Raw genomic sequence first — 15,703 nt, forward strand, 5'->3', positions numbered from 1 at the left:
CGTTTTCATCATGCGCGTGCGCGCGCACAATTCCCGCTATCGGCGCGCCGCTATTTTGCGGCACGCGCCACGCTGATAAGCTTGCCGTCGCATGATTCGCGCGATGAAGCCGCCGGCGCGCAATCCATTGCCGCAGGGCATGAAGCGCATGCAACAAATGCATGGACGAGACCCTCGCCGCGGCTTTTCAAACGTTCCTTCCATACCAGAACATTCGAGACACCATGCCTAACGCCACGTCTGCTGCTCCCATCGTTGTCATCGCTCCCGATTCCTTCAAGGGCTCGCTCTCCGCGGAAGGCGTTGCGAACGCCATCGCGGAAGGCATCAGGCGCGCGCGGCCGGACGCCGACATCCGCATCCGCCCGATGGCCGACGGCGGCGAAGGCACGCTCGACGCAATGCTCTCGGCGGGCGGCGAGCGCCGCATGCTCAACGTGCGCGGCGCGGCCGCCGCGCGCCGCGATGCCGCGACCGGCCTGCTCGACGATGGCGGCGCGATCATCGAGACGGCGGAAGTCGTCGGCATCACCGATCCGGACGGCATGGCCGTGCCCGTCACCGAGCGCAGCACGCTCGGCATGGGCGAGGCGATTCGCGCGCTGCTCGATTCCGGCGCGCGCAAGTTCTACGTCGCGCTCGGCGGCAGCAGCACTAATGACGGCGGCGCGGGCCTGCTCGTCGGCCTCGGGCTCAAACTGTTCGATGCGGCCGGCAAGGAACTCGCGCCGGTGCCGTCGGCGCTGGCGCAGATCGCGCGCATCGACGCGTCGAAGCTCGATCCGCGCGTGAAGGACGCGGAGTTCGTCGGCATGTCGGACGTCGACAATCCGCTGACCGGCGATCACGGCGCGACCGCGATCTTCGGTCCGCAAAAAGGCGTGACGCCGGAACAAGTGGCGGAGATCGACGCCGCCCTCGCCCATTTCGCCGATCTGCTCGAACCCGCGATGGGCGTCGCGAAGCGCGACGAACCCGGCGCGGGCGCGGCGGGCGGACTCGGTTTCGCGCTGCACATGCTCGGCGCGCGCTTCGAGACGGGCGCGGAAGTCGTCGCGCGGGAAATCGGCCTCGATGCCGCGCTCGAAGGCGCGAACTGGCTGATCACCGGCGAAGGCCGTACGGACGTCCAGACGCTGCACGGCAAGGCGCCCTTCATCGCGTGCAAGCACGCGCGCGATCAGGGCGTGCCGGCGTCGCTGCTGTCGGGCGCGGTCGATTCGGCCGCGCTGCCGCGGCTTTCCGAGTTCTTCAGCGGCTGCTTCTCGCCCGCGCCCGGCCCGATCACGCTGGAAACGGCGATCCGCGACGCCGCGCGGCTGCTCGCGAACGAAGCCGAGCAACTCACGCGGCTCAGATTCGGTTCGATCTGAACGCCGGGAACGCGCGCAACCGCTTCACGCAGCCGCGCGCTTCGCGCCGAACGCGAGGCGGTCGATGCACCAGACGGCGAGCATCGTCGCGCCCATCAGCGGGAAAAAAATGCCCAGCAAGGTCAGGCCGCCGCGCCACGCGCGCATCGGCGGCCGTTTGACCGGTCTCGCCGGGGCGCCGAGCTCACGCGCGGGCCGACGCTTCCACCACATGACGAAACCCGTCACGGCAAGCGTCGCGAGTCCGAGCGAGATCGCCGCGCAGACGATCTGATTCGCGAGCCCGAAGTAGCGGCCCATGTGCAGCGACGTGCCGTACGAAATCCACTGCGCGATGCGTCCATAGCTCGCGTAATCGATGTCGGACAGCACGCGGCCGCTGTACCGGTCGATGTGCAGCGTGCGTTCGGCGCGCGGGTCGGCGGGAAAATACGAGACTGTGTAGACGCCCGTCGGCTTGTCGGGCAGCGCGATGCCGTAGTCGTCGGCGATACCGTTTTTCGCGGCGATCGCGACCACGTCGTCGAGCGACGCGCGCGCAGCCGGCGACGACGCATCGGCGCTGTCGGGCACGGTCGTCGCGCCGACGGCCCACGGCGTCTGATGCAGCGGGAGATCGTCCATCTTCATGTGCATGCCGTGCATCGCGTGCTCGTCGGCGTTTTTCGATGCGGCGCCGGGCGCGGCCGAATGCACATGCGCTTCGCCCCACGCGCCCTTCGGATAGCCGAGCGACGCCGATGTCGCGAGCGCCTTGAACTCCTTGCCCCACGATCCCGACCACGGCAGTCCGGACATCACGAAGAACAACGCGCCGATAGCGAGCCAGATGCCGCCCACCGCATGCAGATCGCGCCACCACGCGCGTCCTTGCAGCGACAGACGCGGCAGCCACACGCCGCCCTGCCGCGCATTCGACCGGCTCGGCCACCACAGCGCGATGCCCGTGCCGATCATCACGAGCGTCCAGCAGCCGGCGAGTTCCATCACGAGTTCGCCGGTCTTGCCGAGCATCAGCCCGCGATGCAGATTGCGCACCTGCTTCATCAGCCGATGTTCGACGGAGAGCGTGCCGAGCACCGCGCCGTCGTACGGATTCACATACACGCTTTCGCTCTCGCCCGATGGCAGGCGAAAGACGAATTCGGCGCTGCGCGTGCGATCGGCTTCGATTTGCGCGAGCGTCGGCACGGCGCCGCGCGGCTCGCTCGCGGCGGCCTTCGCGAGCAGGGCGTCGCGGGAAAGCTGCGGGCCGTGCGTATCGGCGACGACCATCCGGTCGCGATACAGAAGCGGCTCGATCTGCGGCTGGAAGCAGTAGATCGTGCCCGTGATCGCGAGCACGACGAGCAGCGGCATCACGAAGAGTCCCGCATAGAAATGCCAGCGCCAGAGCGTGCGGCGATGCGCGATGACTTCCGCGTTCGGGTTGGGTGCAAGCATGGTGTTTCTCGTTGAGTGTTTGCGTTTCGATGAGCGTGCACGCCGATGCCGGCGCGAACGCCGACGCGTTCGCGCGCAGAGCGCGCCGATGAGACGAAAGACGGTGTCAGGAGAGAACGGGAGGCGCGCGCGGGCTCGCGGCGTTGAAGGACTTGGATGCGACCGAATCGGCGCTCGCAAACGCCGGGGCGCGCGTGACGCGCTCGATCGAAGCGGCATCATGCGCGACGTCCGTTGCGACGGGCAGATCGTGCGCGAGCAGTCCGCAGTACGAGCAGGCGTCGAAATGATTCGCGGCGTCGTGATGGCTCGCGTGCGCATCCGTGGCGGATGCATCGACCGTGCAGAGGATCGCGTGCGGATCGGTCGCGGCGTTGCGCGCGGCGAGCGTCTGGCTGATGACCGGCGCGACGATCGCGAGCCACATGGCGGCGATGCCGAGCCATGCGACGAAGCGTTTGCGTGCGTTGCGAGTCATGAGCGAGAGCGTGATTGCCGAATGTGCGAAATTGTAGGCAGCGGATGGTACAGCGGCAATCTCCCGGTATCTATGTCCGGAATCGGCGCTCATGCGCACGTCCGGCAGCGCGGGGAGCTTTGACGCAATTTCGCAGACATCGTCAGACGGATCGGTTAGAATCTCGGGCTTGGCACAGTGGACCGGTGCTGGACACGGCGGCATCGCCGGGCGCGAATCGTCACCGAATCAGCCCCGAGCGCTCGTCGTGCTGCGAGGATGGCGAAATTGGTAGACGCACCAGGTTTAGGTCCTGACGCCCGCAAGGGTGTGCGGGTTCGAGTCCCGCTCCTCGCACCACACGAAACCCCTTTCTTCGGCAAAGGGGTTTTTTGTTTTTAGGCCCGGCTTTCGCTGGCTAGATGCTGATGTCGCCCAGCTCGACCATCATCACTTCGCCTTTCGCCTGCGAGCGGCCCGCGAAGTCGATGCCCGCCCGTTCCATCACCCGCCTGATCTCCTCCGGTATTTGCTCGCTCGCGCGGGCAGCGGCGGTCGGCCGGTCGACATGCGACAGAAACCGCCGCACGCACGTCGGCTGCCAGATCACGAAGACGTTGAGCGGGAAAGTGAGCCTGGCGTCGGCGCGGCGGCTGGCGGTGATATGCAGGCCCACTGTCGGCGAAACGTGCATCTGTCGCGGACACACGCGAAAGTCGAAGCCGAAATCCGTCGCCACGCTACGCACGAGATGAGGCAGACATTTGTCGCCGAATTGCCGGTTCTCGGATTTGCTCAAGGCCATGATGCCTCCGGCTTCGCGCGCCGATGAAGTCGATGCCCGCAGTGTTGCAAGCGCGAAGCGCAGCGTCGGTGGTTCGGCGCACAATCTTGCGGCACGCATCGGCCGGCAGCGAACCCGCGCCTCGCCGGATAAAATGAGCGCCCGTGCGTCGGTCCGCCACGGAACACACCCACGACGCCTCTCCAACGAACCCCACAAGTCCCGTTCGTGAATTTCGACGATTATTGCCAGCAAAAGGCCGCCCCCGAAGGTTCCGGCACGTACTACGCGCTGCGCCGCGCGCCGGCCGCGCGCCAGCCGCTTCTGACCGCGCTCTACGCGCTCTATCGCGAACTCGAAGAGACCGTGAAGGAAACGAGCGATCCGACCATCGGCCGCACGAAGCACGCATGGTGGCAGAGCGAGCTCGGCCGGCTGGATGGCGGCGAGCCGACGCATCCGGTCACGAAAGCCTTGCAGGCGCATGCGGGCGTTGCCGCGCATCCCGTTCTGGACGATGCCGGGCGTGCGTCGCTCGCCGCGGTCGTCGATGGTTTCGGCATGGATCTCGATCAGGCGCGCTATCTCGACTGGCGCGGTTTCAAACGCTATCTCGATCAGACCGGCGGCGCGTTCGCGACGGCGCTTGCGCGTGCGAGCGCGCGCGATCCGGGCGCGGCCGCCGCGTGGGCCGCGCCGCTCGGATCGGCGCTGCTGCTCGCCGAGCGCGTTCAGGAAATCGGCGACGATGCGCGCCACGGCCGCATCTATATTCCCATCGACGAATTGCAGCGCTTCAACGTGACGGCTGCGGACGTCATCAATCGCAAGTACGGCGATGCCTTCACGGATCTCATGCGCTTTCAGACGGGCCGCGCCCGGCAAGCGCTGAACGATGCACTCGCCGCCATGCCCGCTTCGGAACGCGCGACGCAGCGCGTGCTGCGCGCGCAGGCCGCGCTGTCGCTCGCGCTCTTCGACGAAATCGAACGGGAAGATTTCAAGGTGCTGCATCAGCGCATCGCGCTCACGCCGATCCGCAAGCTGTGGATCACGTGGCGCGCGCGTTAGACGCGCAGAATCGGCAGCGGCTCGAAACGCGTTCCGAGGATCGATGCTGAATCGGTCTTCCAGCATGCGTCGAGGACCGTCGCATACAACCTTCTGAAGTCGATGCCGACGGGCAAGCCGCCGTCCGCATCGAGTCGATCGAGTCGCGGCGGCATGCCGAACAGTCCGCCGCGCACGCCTCCGCCCATCACGAAATGCGCCGACGCCGCGCCGTGCTCCGTGCCGCCCGCGGCGTTTTCACGCGCGGCGCGTCCGAATTCCGATCGCGTCATCACGAGCGCACGGTCCCACGCACCGGACGCGACCAATGATGCACGCAGCGATGCGAGTCCTTCGGCCAATCGAGCAAGACACGCAGCATGCCGGCGCCCTTGATTCTCGTGCGTATCGAAGCCGTACAGCGCGACTCGGATCACGTTCACGCCGCGCGCGAGCGCATCGCCCGCGGCCTTGAATGTCGTGACTTCGGTGACGGCGTTCAGACGATCGAGCCAGCCATCGGCGCGATACTCATTCGCATGCGACGCGGTCTCCCAGATCTGGCGCGAGCGGTAATGCGACCGATTGGGCGCGTCATAACCGACGCCCTGCACGATCGCGAGTTCGTTCGCGCGCCACGCGTCCATCAGCGGCAAGAGCGACGGATGCAAGGCCGTGCGCTCGTCGAGCGTCAATGCGTGATTTTTCGATATCGCGAGACTCGGCCGCAACGCGCGATAGCGAGGGTCTGCGATCGGAATGACGGTGTTGAGTCCATCGTTGCCGCCGTCGAGATCGACGATCACGAGCGAACGAATGGAAGACGTAGAGCCGGAATGTGCGATAGCGAACGCTTCTTCGATGCTGCCCGACAATCCCGCGAACGCGCCGGCAAGCGAGAGGAAGTGACGTCGGTTCATCGCGGGTTGCGCCGCTTATCGCTTGTAGAGATCGCGCACCGCTTCTTCGATGTGCTGCCGCAGAAGACGCCGCTCGTCGGCGGTCATCACCGTGTGGCGCGGCGGGCGCGCGGGCGGCGCCTGATCGACTTGCTGGATGGGCTGCATGGCCGGCGCTTTCGGATCGTGATCCTGGCCTGAAGGCGCCGCACTCTTGGTCATGCGCTGCTGCGCGCGAATGATGCGGCCATCGAAACGATTCTGCGAACTGGAGGCGCCACGGTCGAAAATGCTCGACTGGGCATAGGCGTGAGGTGTGCTCAGTACTGCGTAGAGCGCACTGGCAAGAAGTGTCTTTCTGAAGATGCGCTCGCTGCGCACGGGTCCGCGCTGCCGCGCTCCCTTCATGTTGTTCCCTTCGTTGCTCGACAACCGGACAGCCTCATTCTTTTCGCGCGCGTCTCACAGGGGCTTGGTCGGGCCGCACGACGCGCTGGTCTAATGGAGTATCTACCGAATGGCGGGCTTAGGTAAAGCAGTGTACGCAGCAAACCCTTAGGCCGTGCCACAGTCCCCGTAAATTTTGTAACCAACTGTTACACTCGCTTTTGTTACAAACTCGGCGTTTGACCAAACGCGCTAAGATGCCGCCATGGAAACCAAGAACCCTTCAAAAATTCTCGTCGTCGACGACGATCCGCGCCTGCGCGATCTGCTGCGGCGCTACCTCGGCGAACAGGGCTTCAACGTCTACGTCGCGGAAAACGCGCCGTCGATGAACAAGCTCTGGGTGCGCGAGCGTTTCGATTTGCTCGTGCTCGACCTGATGTTGCCCGGCGAAGACGGTCTTTCCATCTGCCGGCGTCTGCGCGGCAGCAACGATCGCACGCCGATCATCATGCTCACCGCAAAGGGTGAAGATGTGGATCGCATCGTCGGACTCGAAATGGGTGCGGACGACTATCTGCCGAAGCCGTTCAATCCGCGCGAGCTCGTCGCGCGCATTCATGCGGTGCTGCGTCGCCAGACGCCGTCCGAATTGCCGGGCGCGCCGTCCGAAACCACCGAAGTGTTCGAGTTCGGCGAGTTCGCGCTGAACCTTGCCACGCGCACGCTTACGAAGAACGGCCAGGAAATTCCGCTCACCACCGGCGAGTTTTCGGTGCTGAAGGTGTTCGCGCGTCATCCGCGCCAGCCGCTCTCGCGCGAGAAGCTGATGGAACTCGCGCGCGGTCGTGAATACGAAGTGTTCGATCGCAGTCTCGACGTGCAGATCTCGCGTTTGCGCAAGCTGATCGAGCCGGACCCCAGCAGCCCGCGTTTCATCCAGACCGTGTGGGGACTCGGCTACGTCTTCATTCCCGACGGCGCGGCCTGAGCGATATTTGAGCGAGTTTCGTCACGCTTTCTCCCCTTCACCGAGCTGAACCCGACAGACCCATGCGCATCGACAGGCGGCTACTGGCGCTCGCGTTCGGCGGTCTGTTCTGGCGAACCTTCGCGCTGATCGCGCTGCTCATCGCCGTCAGTCTGACGGCGTGGTTTCAGAGCTTTCGCGTGATCGAGCGCGAGCCGCGCGCGCAGCGCGTGGCGCTTCAGCTCGTCGCCGTGGTCAAGCTCACGCGCACCGCCCTGCTCTATTCCGACCCCGATCTGCGCCGCGCGCTGCTTCAGGATCTGGAGAGCAACGAAGGCGTGCGCGTGTATCCGCGCGAGACCACCGACAAATACAAGCTGCAGCCGGACGAGTCGCTCAACCGGCTGATCGAGCGCGACGTGCGCGGGCGGCTCGGCAACGAGACGATCATCGCGCAATCGGTGAACGACATTCCGGGCGTCTGGATCAGCTTCAAGATCGACGACGACGACTACTGGGTCGCGCTCGACCGCGATCAGCTCGACACCGTCACCGGCCTGCAATGGGCCGGCTGGGGCGTGTTCGCGCTCGCGCTGTCGTTGTTCGGCGCGGCGTTCATCACGAGTCTCGTGAACCGGCCGTTCGCGCGCCTCGCGCTCGCGGCGCGCAAGGTCGGCTCGGGGCAGTCGCCGGAGGCCTTGCCCGAGCGCGGCATGGGCGTGGCGGCGGAAACCAATCGAAGCTTCAACCAGATGGTGCAGGATCTCGAGCAGCTCGAAGCGGATCGCGCGCTGATGCTCGCGGGCATTTCGCACGATTTGCGCACGCCGCTCGCGCGCCTGCGTCTCGAAACCGAGATGAGCCCGTCGGACGAAGCGACCAAGCTCGCGATGATCGACGACATCGAGCAGATGGACATGATCATCGGCCGCTTCCTCGACTACGCGCGGCCGATGCAGCGCATGCCCGAAGCGGTGGATCTCTCGATGATCGCGAGCGAGCTCGCCGCGCGCTTCCAGGCCGACGACGGCGTCGTGATGCGCACCGACCTCGCGCAGGGCGCGGTCATCGAAGGCGATCCGACCGATGCGCGCCGCGTGGTCGGCAATCTGCTGGAAAACGCGCGCAAATACGGCCGCAGCGAACAGGACGACATCGCGCGGATCACGCTGCAGACGCGCGTCGCGCACGGCAAGGTCGAACTCTCCGTGATGGACGAGGGCCGCGGCATTCCAGACGATCAGGTGGCGCTCATCACGCGCCCGTTCTATCGCGTCGACACGGCGCGCACGCAAGCGAACGGCACGGGCCTCGGCATGGCCATCGTTCAGCGCCTCGTCACGCGTCAACGCGGCACGCTGCGGCTGCGCAACCGCACGCCGCTTCCCGGCTTCGAAGTGACCATCGATTTCCCGCCGATGAAAGGCGGCGCGCGCTTCGAAGGCTAAACGTCCTTCTTTATCGACTTTTCGCCCGCTACCGGCGACGAACCGATTATTTAAATCGAGTTAAGATCAATCGGGTTAACGCGCAGCACGCCTGGCATGAAAATGTCACGCGAGCGTTATGGCGATCCGGTAGTTTGAATGAGTTTGTCCTTTCAACGATTTCACGGGAGTTTCTGCATGAAGACCGTTGGCGATAAAGTCGAAGCATTCACCGTCACCGCTGCGAAGCCGGGTTTCAACCATCACGAAGAAAACGGCCAGTCCGCTTTCGAGGAAATCACCGAGCAGTCGTTTCCGGGCAAGTGGAAGATCATCTACTTCTATCCGAAGGACTTCACGTTCGTGTGCCCGACGGAAATCGTCGAGTTCGCGAAGCTGGCGAAGGACTTCGAGGATCGCGACGCGGTTCTGCTCGGCGGCAGCGTCGATAACGAGTTCGTCAAGCTGGCATGGCGCCGCGAGCACAAGGACCTGAACAAGCTGAACCACTATGCGTTCGGCGACGTGAAAGGCGAGTTGATCGATCAGCTCGGCGTGCGCGACAAGGAAGCCGGCGTGGCGCTGCGCGCGACGTTCATCGTCGATCCGGACAACGTCATTCAGCACGTGTCCGTCAACAACCTGAACGTGGGCCGCAGCCCGGAGGAAGTGCTGCGCATTCTCGACGGTCTGCAAACGGACGAACTGTGCCCGTGCAACCGCGCGGTCGGCGGCTCGACGCTGTAAGCGTTTCCAGATGCCGCAAAGCCCGCCTTCGGCCGAGCGAGTTCGGTCGCGGCGGGCTTTTTAACGCCATCGAATAGGAGAAAACAATGGAATTTCTGTCCGCGATCAAGGAACTCGTGCCCGACTACGCGAAGGACATTCGCCTGAACGTCGACGGCACGATTGCCCGCTCGTCGCTCGAAGGCAACGATGCCGTCGGGGTCGCGCTGGCCGCCGCGTATGCCGCGAAAGCGACGAAGCTCGTCGGCATCATCCGCAATGCGGGCGTGCTGTCGCCGGAAGAAACCAGCGCCGTGCTGACCGCCGCCGCGCTCATGGGCATGAACAACGTCTGGTATCCGTATCTGGAGATGGCCGACAACGCCGATCTCAAGACGCAGCCCGCCGGCTTGCGCATGAACGCGTATGCGTCGCATGGCGGCGTCGACAAGCGGCGCTTCGAGATGTACGCGCTCGCGGCGTCGATCATCGGCAAGTGCCACTTCTGCGTGAAGTCGCACTACGAAAATCTCGTGACCGAAGGCATGTCGACGACGCAATTGCGCGACGTCGGCCGCATCGCGGCGGTGATCAACGCCGTCGCGCTGACGATCGAAGCGGAAGGAAAGTAACGCGCGATCAGCCGTCGATCGACGTCCGCCGCAGCAGCACCGCCGCCTGCGCCTCGATGCCTTCCTTGCGGCCGAGATAGCCGAGCTTTTCGTTCGTTTTGGCCTTCACGTTCACGCGGTCGAGCGAAAGATCGAGATCGGCGGCGATGTTCGCGCGCATCGCGTCGATATGCGGGCTCAGTTTCGGCGCCTGCGCGATGATCGTGCTATCGACGTTCGCGATCGCGAATCCCGCTTCCGACACGCGCCTGAAGGCCTCGCGCAGCAGCACGCGGCTGTCGGCGCCGGCGAATTCCGTCGCCGTGTCCGGAAAATGCCGGCCGATATCGCCGAGCGCGGCGGCGCCGAAAAGCGCATCGGTGATCGCGTGCAGGAGCACGTCGGCGTCGGAATGGCCGAGCAGGCCGCGCTCGTAGGGAATCGTCACGCCGCCGATGATGAGCGGGCGGCCTTCGACGAGCTGGTGGACGTCGTACCCTTGTCCGATTCTGAAATCCATCGATTCAAACCTTCGTTGAGTGTGAGTCAGGCGTTCGCGGAGAGGATCGCGCCCGCGAGCGCGAAATCTTCCGGGTAGGTCACCTTGAAGTTGCGCAAGCTGCCCTGAACCAGCTTCGGCGAGTGTCCGAGCCATTCGACGGCGCTTGCTTCGTCGGTGAGGTCGTGGCCGTCGTGACGCGCACGCTCGATCGCTTCGCGCAGCATGCCGAGCCGGAACATTTGCGGCGTCTGCGCCTGCCAGAGCCCGTCGCGCGATTCCGTGCGGGCCACGCGCGCGTCGCCGGACGGCACGTCGGGCATGGTCGGTGCGACGCGCTTGAGCGTATCCGCGACCGGCAGCGCCAGAATGCCGCCGACCGTATCATCGCGCAGTTCCGCGACAAGTTTGCGAATCAGCTCCGGCGTGATGCCGGGGCGCGCGGCGTCGTGCACGAGAACCCAGTCGTCATCGCGCGCGCCGAATCTCGCGAGCGCGAGCAGCCCGTTGTACACCGACGCCTGCCGCGAGGCGCCGCCGCAGCGCTCCACCGCGAAACGCAAACCGGCGAAGCGGCGGGCGTCGAAATGATGATCGTCCGGTGCGAGCACGACGAGCGTCTGCGAGAATTCGGAGCAGGCGTCGAATGCCGCGAGCGAGTACGCGAGCATCGGGCGGCCCGCGATGGTCTGGTATTGCTTCGGCATCGGCGCACCGGAACGGCTGCCGGTTCCGGCGCAGGGAATCAGTGAAAACAGGCGCGAAGTCACGGGCGAATACACGGGCAGATGAGGTGAACAAGTCAAAGTCGAAGCCCGGATTTTATAATAGGTCTTTCGCGACCACGTCCCGCCGACGCCGGTTCGAGTTTCCGAACCCGTGTTCGCCGGACGGCTCCATGCACACTCTATGCCTTCCAAAGCCGTCAACGCGCAGTCCAGTTCTCCCATCGCGCTCGTGAAGCCGGGCCAGCGCTTCGTCTTCGACGGCGCCGCAGGCTCCGCCGATGCGCTCGCCATCGCGCGCTATCGCGCCGCGTATCGCGAGGGCGTGCCGCTGCTGACGGTCGTGACCGCCAGCGCCGTCGATGCGCAGCGTCTCGCCGCCGAAATCCCCTTTTTCGCGCCGGATGCGCGCGTGCGGCTTTTGCCCGACTGGGAAACGCTGCCGTACGACACCTTTTCGCCGCACCAGGACCTCGTTTCCGAGCGTCTCGCCACGTTGCACGATCTGGGCGAAGGCCGTTGCGACATCCTGATCGTGCCCGCGACGACGGCGCTCTATCGCATGCCGCCCGCGTCGTTTCTCGCGGCCTACACGTTCTCGTTCACGCAGGGCGAGCGCCTGAACGAGGCCAAGCTCAAGGCGCAATTGACGCTCGCGGGCTACGAGCACGTGAGCCAGGTCGTGCGGCCGGGCGAATACTGCGTGCGCGGCTCGCTCATCGATCTGTATCCGATGGGCTCGGCGCTGCCCTATCGCATCGACCTGTTCGACGATCAGGTCGACTCCATCCGCGCATTCGATCCCGACACGCAGCGCAGCCTCTATCCCGTGCGCGACGTGCGTCTCTTGCCCGGCCGCGAGTTTCCGTTCGACGAAGCCGCGCGCACCGCCTTTCGCAGCCGCTGGCGCGAAGTCTTCGAGGGCGATCCGAGCCGCTCGCAGATTTACAAGGACATCGGCAACGGCGTGCCGTCGGCGGGCATCGAATACTATTTGCCGCTCTTTTTCGACGAAACCGCCACGCTCTTCCACTATCTGCCGGAAGGCTCGCAACTCGTGTTCGTCGGCGACATGGACGCGGCGATCAAACGCTTCACGCACGACACGAAGCAGCGCTACGACTTTCTTTCGCACGACCGTGAGCGGCCCTTGCTCGAACCGCGCCGGCTCTTTCTGACCGACGACGATTTCTTCACGTTCGCCAAACCCTTCGCGCAACTGAAATTCCCGAGCACGCCGGAAGGCGGCTGGGCGGCGCCGCTGCCGGGCCTCGCGCTCGACCGCCACGCCGACGAACCCTTGCTCGCGCTGCGCCATTATCTGGAGCAGACGGAGAACCGCGTGATGCTCGTCGCGGAATCGGCGGGGCGGCGCGAAACGATGCAGCAACTGCTGGCGGACAACGGCCTGCGCGGCGAGTCGCGCGACACGTTCCAGGAATGGCTCACGAGCGACGGCAAATTCACGCTCGGCATCGCGCCGCTGGCCAACGGCTTCGCGCTGCCCGCCGAGAAGCTGTCGATCATCACCGAGACGGAGCTTTACGGACCGCTCGCGCGCCGCGCCGGCCGACGCCGGCAGGAACAGGCGAGCAACGTCGATTCGATGGTCCGCGATCTCGCCGAGTTGAAAGTGGGCGATCCCGTCGTGCATGCGCAGCACGGCATCGGCCGCTACATGGGCCTCGTGTCGATGGATCTGGGCGAAGGCGAAACCGAATTCCTGCATCTCGAGTACCAGAACGAATCGAAGTTGTACGTGCCGGTCGCGCAGTTGCACGTGATCTCGCGCTACAGCGGCGCGGACCCGGAGAGCGCGCCTCTGCATACGCTCGGCTCCGGCCAGTGGGAAAAGGCCAAGCGCAAGGCCGCCCAACAAATCCGCGACACGGCCGCCGAACTGCTCAATCTCTACGCGCGCCGCGCCGCGCGCGAAGGCTATGCGTTCAAGCTCGAACCGCGCGACTATGTGAAGTTCGCGGAGAGCTTCGGCTTCGAGGAAACGCCGGATCAGGCCGCGGCGATCGCAGCGGTGATCGGCGACATGACGAGCGGCAAGCCGATGGACCGTCTCGTGTGCGGCGACGTCGGCTTCGGCAAGACGGAAGTGGCGCTGCGCGCCGCGTTCATCGCGGTGATGGCGGGCAAGCAGGTCGCGATTCTCTCGCCCACCACGCTGCTCGCCGAGCAGCACACGCAGACTTTCACCGACCGCTTCGCCGACTGGCCCGTGCGGATCGCGGAGCTGTCGCGCTTCAAGACGGGCAAGGAAGTGTCGACGGCCGTGCAGCAGATCAACGAAGGCTCGGTCGATATCGTCATCGGCACGCACAAGCTCTTGTCGGGCGATGTGAAGTTCAAGCGGCTCGGGCTCGTGATCATCGACGAGGAACACCGTTTCGGCGTGCGGCAGAAGGAAGCGTTGAAGGCGCTGCGCGCCGAAGTCGACGTGCTCACGCTCACCGCGACGCCGATTCCCCGCACGCTCGGCATGGCCCTCGAAGGTCTGCGCGATTTCTCCGTGATCGCGACCGCGCCGCAGAAGCGGCTCGCGATCAAGACCTTCGTGCGGCGCGAGGAAGACGGCGTGATCCGCGAGGCGATGCTGCGCGAGCTCAAGCGCGGCGGCCAGGTGTACTTCCTGCACAACGAAGTCGAGACGATCGAGAATCGCCGCACGATGCTGGAGGCGCTGGTGCCGGAAGCGCGCATTGCAGTGGCGCATGGACAGATGCACGAACGCGAACTCGAACGCGTGATGCGCGACTTCGTCGGACAGCGCGCGAACGTGCTGTTGTGCACGACGATCATCGAAACGGGCATCGACGTGCCGAGCGCGAACACGATCCTCATGCATCGCGCGGACAAGTTCGGTCTTGCGCAGTTGCATCAGTTGCGCGGACGCGTCGGGCGCTCGCATCACCAGGCGTATGCGTATCTGCTCGTGCACGATCCGCAGTCGTTGACGAAGCAGGCGCAGCGCCGGCTCGAAGCGATTCAGCAGATGGAAGAGCTCGGCTCGGGCTTCTATCTGGCGATGCACGACCTCGAAATTCGCGGCACCGGCGAAGTGCTGGGCGACAAGCAATCGGGCGAGATTCACGAGATCGGTTTCCAGCTTTACACCGACATGTTGAACGACGCGGTGCGCGCGCTGAAGGAAGGCCGCGAGCCGGACTTGAACGCGCCGCTCGCCGCGACCACCGAGATCAACCTGCACGCGCCCGCGATTCTGCCCGCCGATTATTGCGGCGACGTGCAGGAGCGTCTGTCGCTCTACAAGCGGCTTGCGAATTGCGAATCGAGCGATGCCATCGACGGCATTCTCGAGGAGCTCGTCGACCGGTTCGGCAAGCTGCCGCCGCAGGCGCATGCGCTGGTGGAGACGCATCGGCTGCGACTGGCCGCGAAGCCGCTCGGCATCTCGAAGATCGATGCGGCCGAGCAGTCCATCTCGCTGCAATTCATCCCGAATCCGCCTGTCGATGGCATGAAGATCATCGAGATGGTTCAGAAGCACAAGCACATCAAGCTCGCGGGGCAGGACAAATTGCGGATCGAATCGCGAAGCCCCGATCTCGCGGTGCGGATTTCCACGGTCAAGGAGACGCTGCGGGCACTGGGCGGGCCGGTGCGGCAGCCGGCTGCGGCTGCGAGATAGGGGTTTGGAGGGTGGTTTATTGGCGTTGCCCCTGTGCGGGGCGCGGCAGTTACTTTCTTTGCTGCTGCAAATAAAGTGGCCAAAGAAAGCAGCTTTTATCGCGTTCGGCGCGGGGGCTCTTTGGGTGAGTGAAACTTGCTTTCGTGTCGGTTTATTGGCGTTGCCCCTGTGCGGGGCGGCAGTCACTTTCTTTGCTGCTGCAAAGAAAGTAACCAAAGAAAGCAGCTATCCCCAGCCTAAGCACTTCATGCCGGCCGCGGCACAGGCGATTGGCTGAATGGCCCGGCAGTAGCGAGTGCGCTCAAAGGTCTCGCGCGGCGTGGACCGCGCACGGTCTGCCGCACCACATGTTTTAGCGTGCTGGTTCAGCACCAAATAGCTCCGGCCCGCTTCGCGGCCGACCGGTCAATCGGGTCGGCCCGTGCTGTCTTGCTAACGCCGCCATCTCACCGCGGTCGTTATTCGTCGGTTTCCCTTGCATACCCAGCGGCAGCGCGAAGCGCTGTGCCGATGCTATTTCGTGCTGAACCAGCGCCCTAAAACAAGTAGCTTGTCAGACCGTGCGCGATCCAAGCCCGGTGATTGTGATGAGGGCACTCTTTAGGCGAGTGCCAACTTGGGGGAGAAAAGTGGCCAAGTTGCGTGTGACCGCGGGCCTGAAAAGCTGCTTTCTTTGGTTACTTTCTTTGCA

Annotated in this window: 15 protein-coding genes and 1 tRNA gene; 9 read left to right on the forward strand and 7 right to left on the reverse strand. The window is 64.9% G+C overall.

What is annotated here, in order from left to right; genetic code table 11:
- Positions 1-224: 224 nt before the first annotated feature.
- Positions 225-1,373, forward strand: coding sequence for a glycerate kinase family protein (locus NOV72_RS18225; protein WP_106855992.1), 1,149 nt, complete (start codon positions 225-227; stop codon positions 1,371-1,373).
- A 24-nt stretch (positions 1,374-1,397) separates the two neighbouring features.
- Here NOV72_RS18225 and NOV72_RS18230 read toward each other — a convergent pair whose 3' ends face one another.
- Positions 1,398-2,816 carry a PepSY-associated TM helix domain-containing protein gene (locus tag NOV72_RS18230; RefSeq protein ID WP_106855993.1) on the reverse strand — a complete coding sequence of 473 codons (1,419 nt, stop codon included), beginning with the start codon at positions 2,814-2,816 and terminating at the stop codon, positions 1,398-1,400.
- Positions 2,817-2,922: 106 nt separating this feature from the next.
- Positions 2,923-3,294: a DUF2946 domain-containing protein gene (locus NOV72_RS18235; RefSeq protein WP_106855994.1), complete on the reverse strand. Its 372-nt coding sequence runs from the start codon at positions 3,292-3,294 to the stop codon at positions 2,923-2,925.
- A 252-nt stretch (positions 3,295-3,546) separates the two neighbouring features.
- On the opposite strand from NOV72_RS18235, the gene NOV72_RS18240 reads away from it, so the two are divergent.
- Positions 3,547-3,633: transfer RNA gene (locus tag NOV72_RS18240), tRNA-Leu, on the forward strand.
- 58 nt (positions 3,634-3,691) lie between these two features.
- Here the strand turns inward: NOV72_RS18240 and NOV72_RS18245 are convergent.
- Positions 3,692-4,078, reverse strand: a complete 387-nt coding sequence (locus NOV72_RS18245) for a DUF5594 family protein (RefSeq protein WP_106855995.1) — start codon at positions 4,076-4,078, stop codon at positions 3,692-3,694.
- A gap of 207 nt (positions 4,079-4,285) precedes the next feature.
- On the opposite strand from NOV72_RS18245, the gene NOV72_RS18250 reads away from it, so the two are divergent.
- Complete coding sequence (locus NOV72_RS18250) at positions 4,286-5,128, forward strand: squalene/phytoene synthase family protein (RefSeq protein WP_106855996.1); 843 nt, start codon at positions 4,286-4,288, stop codon at positions 5,126-5,128.
- Here NOV72_RS18250 and NOV72_RS18255 read toward each other — a convergent pair.
- Positions 5,125-6,027, reverse strand: a complete 903-nt coding sequence (locus NOV72_RS18255; RefSeq protein ID WP_106855997.1) for a DUF1501 domain-containing protein — start codon at positions 6,025-6,027, stop codon at positions 5,125-5,127. The genes NOV72_RS18250 and NOV72_RS18255 overlap by 4 nt on opposite strands.
- 15 nt (positions 6,028-6,042) lie before the next feature.
- Positions 6,043-6,387, reverse strand: coding sequence for a hypothetical protein (locus NOV72_RS18260; RefSeq protein WP_245933081.1), 345 nt, complete (start codon positions 6,385-6,387; stop codon positions 6,043-6,045).
- A 271-nt stretch (positions 6,388-6,658) separates the two neighbouring features.
- On the opposite strand from NOV72_RS18260, the gene ompR reads away from it, so the two are divergent.
- From ompR to NOV72_RS18280, 4 genes are all read left to right on the forward strand, one after another.
- Positions 6,659-7,384, forward strand: coding sequence for an osmolarity response regulator transcription factor OmpR (ompR, locus tag NOV72_RS18265; RefSeq protein ID WP_008349770.1), 726 nt, complete (start codon positions 6,659-6,661; stop codon positions 7,382-7,384).
- Between the two features lie 62 nt (positions 7,385-7,446).
- Positions 7,447-8,811, forward strand: coding sequence for an ATP-binding protein (locus tag NOV72_RS18270; RefSeq protein ID WP_106855999.1), 1,365 nt, complete (start codon positions 7,447-7,449; stop codon positions 8,809-8,811).
- A 177-nt stretch (positions 8,812-8,988) separates the two neighbouring features.
- Positions 8,989-9,537: a peroxiredoxin gene (locus tag NOV72_RS18275; protein WP_035498713.1), complete on the forward strand. Its 549-nt coding sequence runs from the start codon at positions 8,989-8,991 to the stop codon at positions 9,535-9,537.
- A gap of 86 nt (positions 9,538-9,623) precedes the next feature.
- Positions 9,624-10,148, forward strand: a complete 525-nt coding sequence (locus NOV72_RS18280) for a carboxymuconolactone decarboxylase family protein (protein ID WP_106856000.1) — start codon at positions 9,624-9,626, stop codon at positions 10,146-10,148.
- Between the two features lie 7 nt (positions 10,149-10,155).
- Here NOV72_RS18280 and ispF read toward each other — a convergent pair whose 3' ends face one another.
- Both ispF and ispD read right to left on the reverse strand, forming a co-directional pair.
- Positions 10,156-10,647 (reverse strand): 2-C-methyl-D-erythritol 2,4-cyclodiphosphate synthase, encoded by a 492-nt coding sequence (gene ispF / locus NOV72_RS18285; protein ID WP_106856001.1) that lies wholly within the window; start codon positions 10,645-10,647, stop codon positions 10,156-10,158.
- Between the two features lie 26 nt (positions 10,648-10,673).
- Positions 10,674-11,396: a 2-C-methyl-D-erythritol 4-phosphate cytidylyltransferase gene (gene ispD / locus NOV72_RS18290; protein WP_106856047.1), complete on the reverse strand. Its 723-nt coding sequence runs from the start codon at positions 11,394-11,396 to the stop codon at positions 10,674-10,676.
- A 139-nt stretch (positions 11,397-11,535) separates the two neighbouring features.
- Here ispD and mfd point away from each other — a divergent pair, with 139 nt between their 5' ends.
- Both mfd and NOV72_RS32005 read left to right on the forward strand, forming a co-directional pair.
- Positions 11,536-15,012 (forward strand): transcription-repair coupling factor, encoded by a 3,477-nt coding sequence (gene mfd, locus NOV72_RS18295; protein ID WP_106856002.1) that lies wholly within the window; start codon positions 11,536-11,538, stop codon positions 15,010-15,012.
- A 19-nt stretch (positions 15,013-15,031) separates the two neighbouring features.
- Positions 15,032-15,289: a hypothetical protein gene (locus NOV72_RS32005; protein WP_146150019.1), complete on the forward strand. Its 258-nt coding sequence runs from the start codon at positions 15,032-15,034 to the stop codon at positions 15,287-15,289.
- Positions 15,290-15,703 lie beyond the last annotated feature (414 nt).

Source organism: Caballeronia novacaledonica (genome assembly GCF_900258035.1).
Classification (GTDB): domain Bacteria; phylum Pseudomonadota; class Gammaproteobacteria; order Burkholderiales; family Burkholderiaceae; genus Caballeronia; species Caballeronia novacaledonica.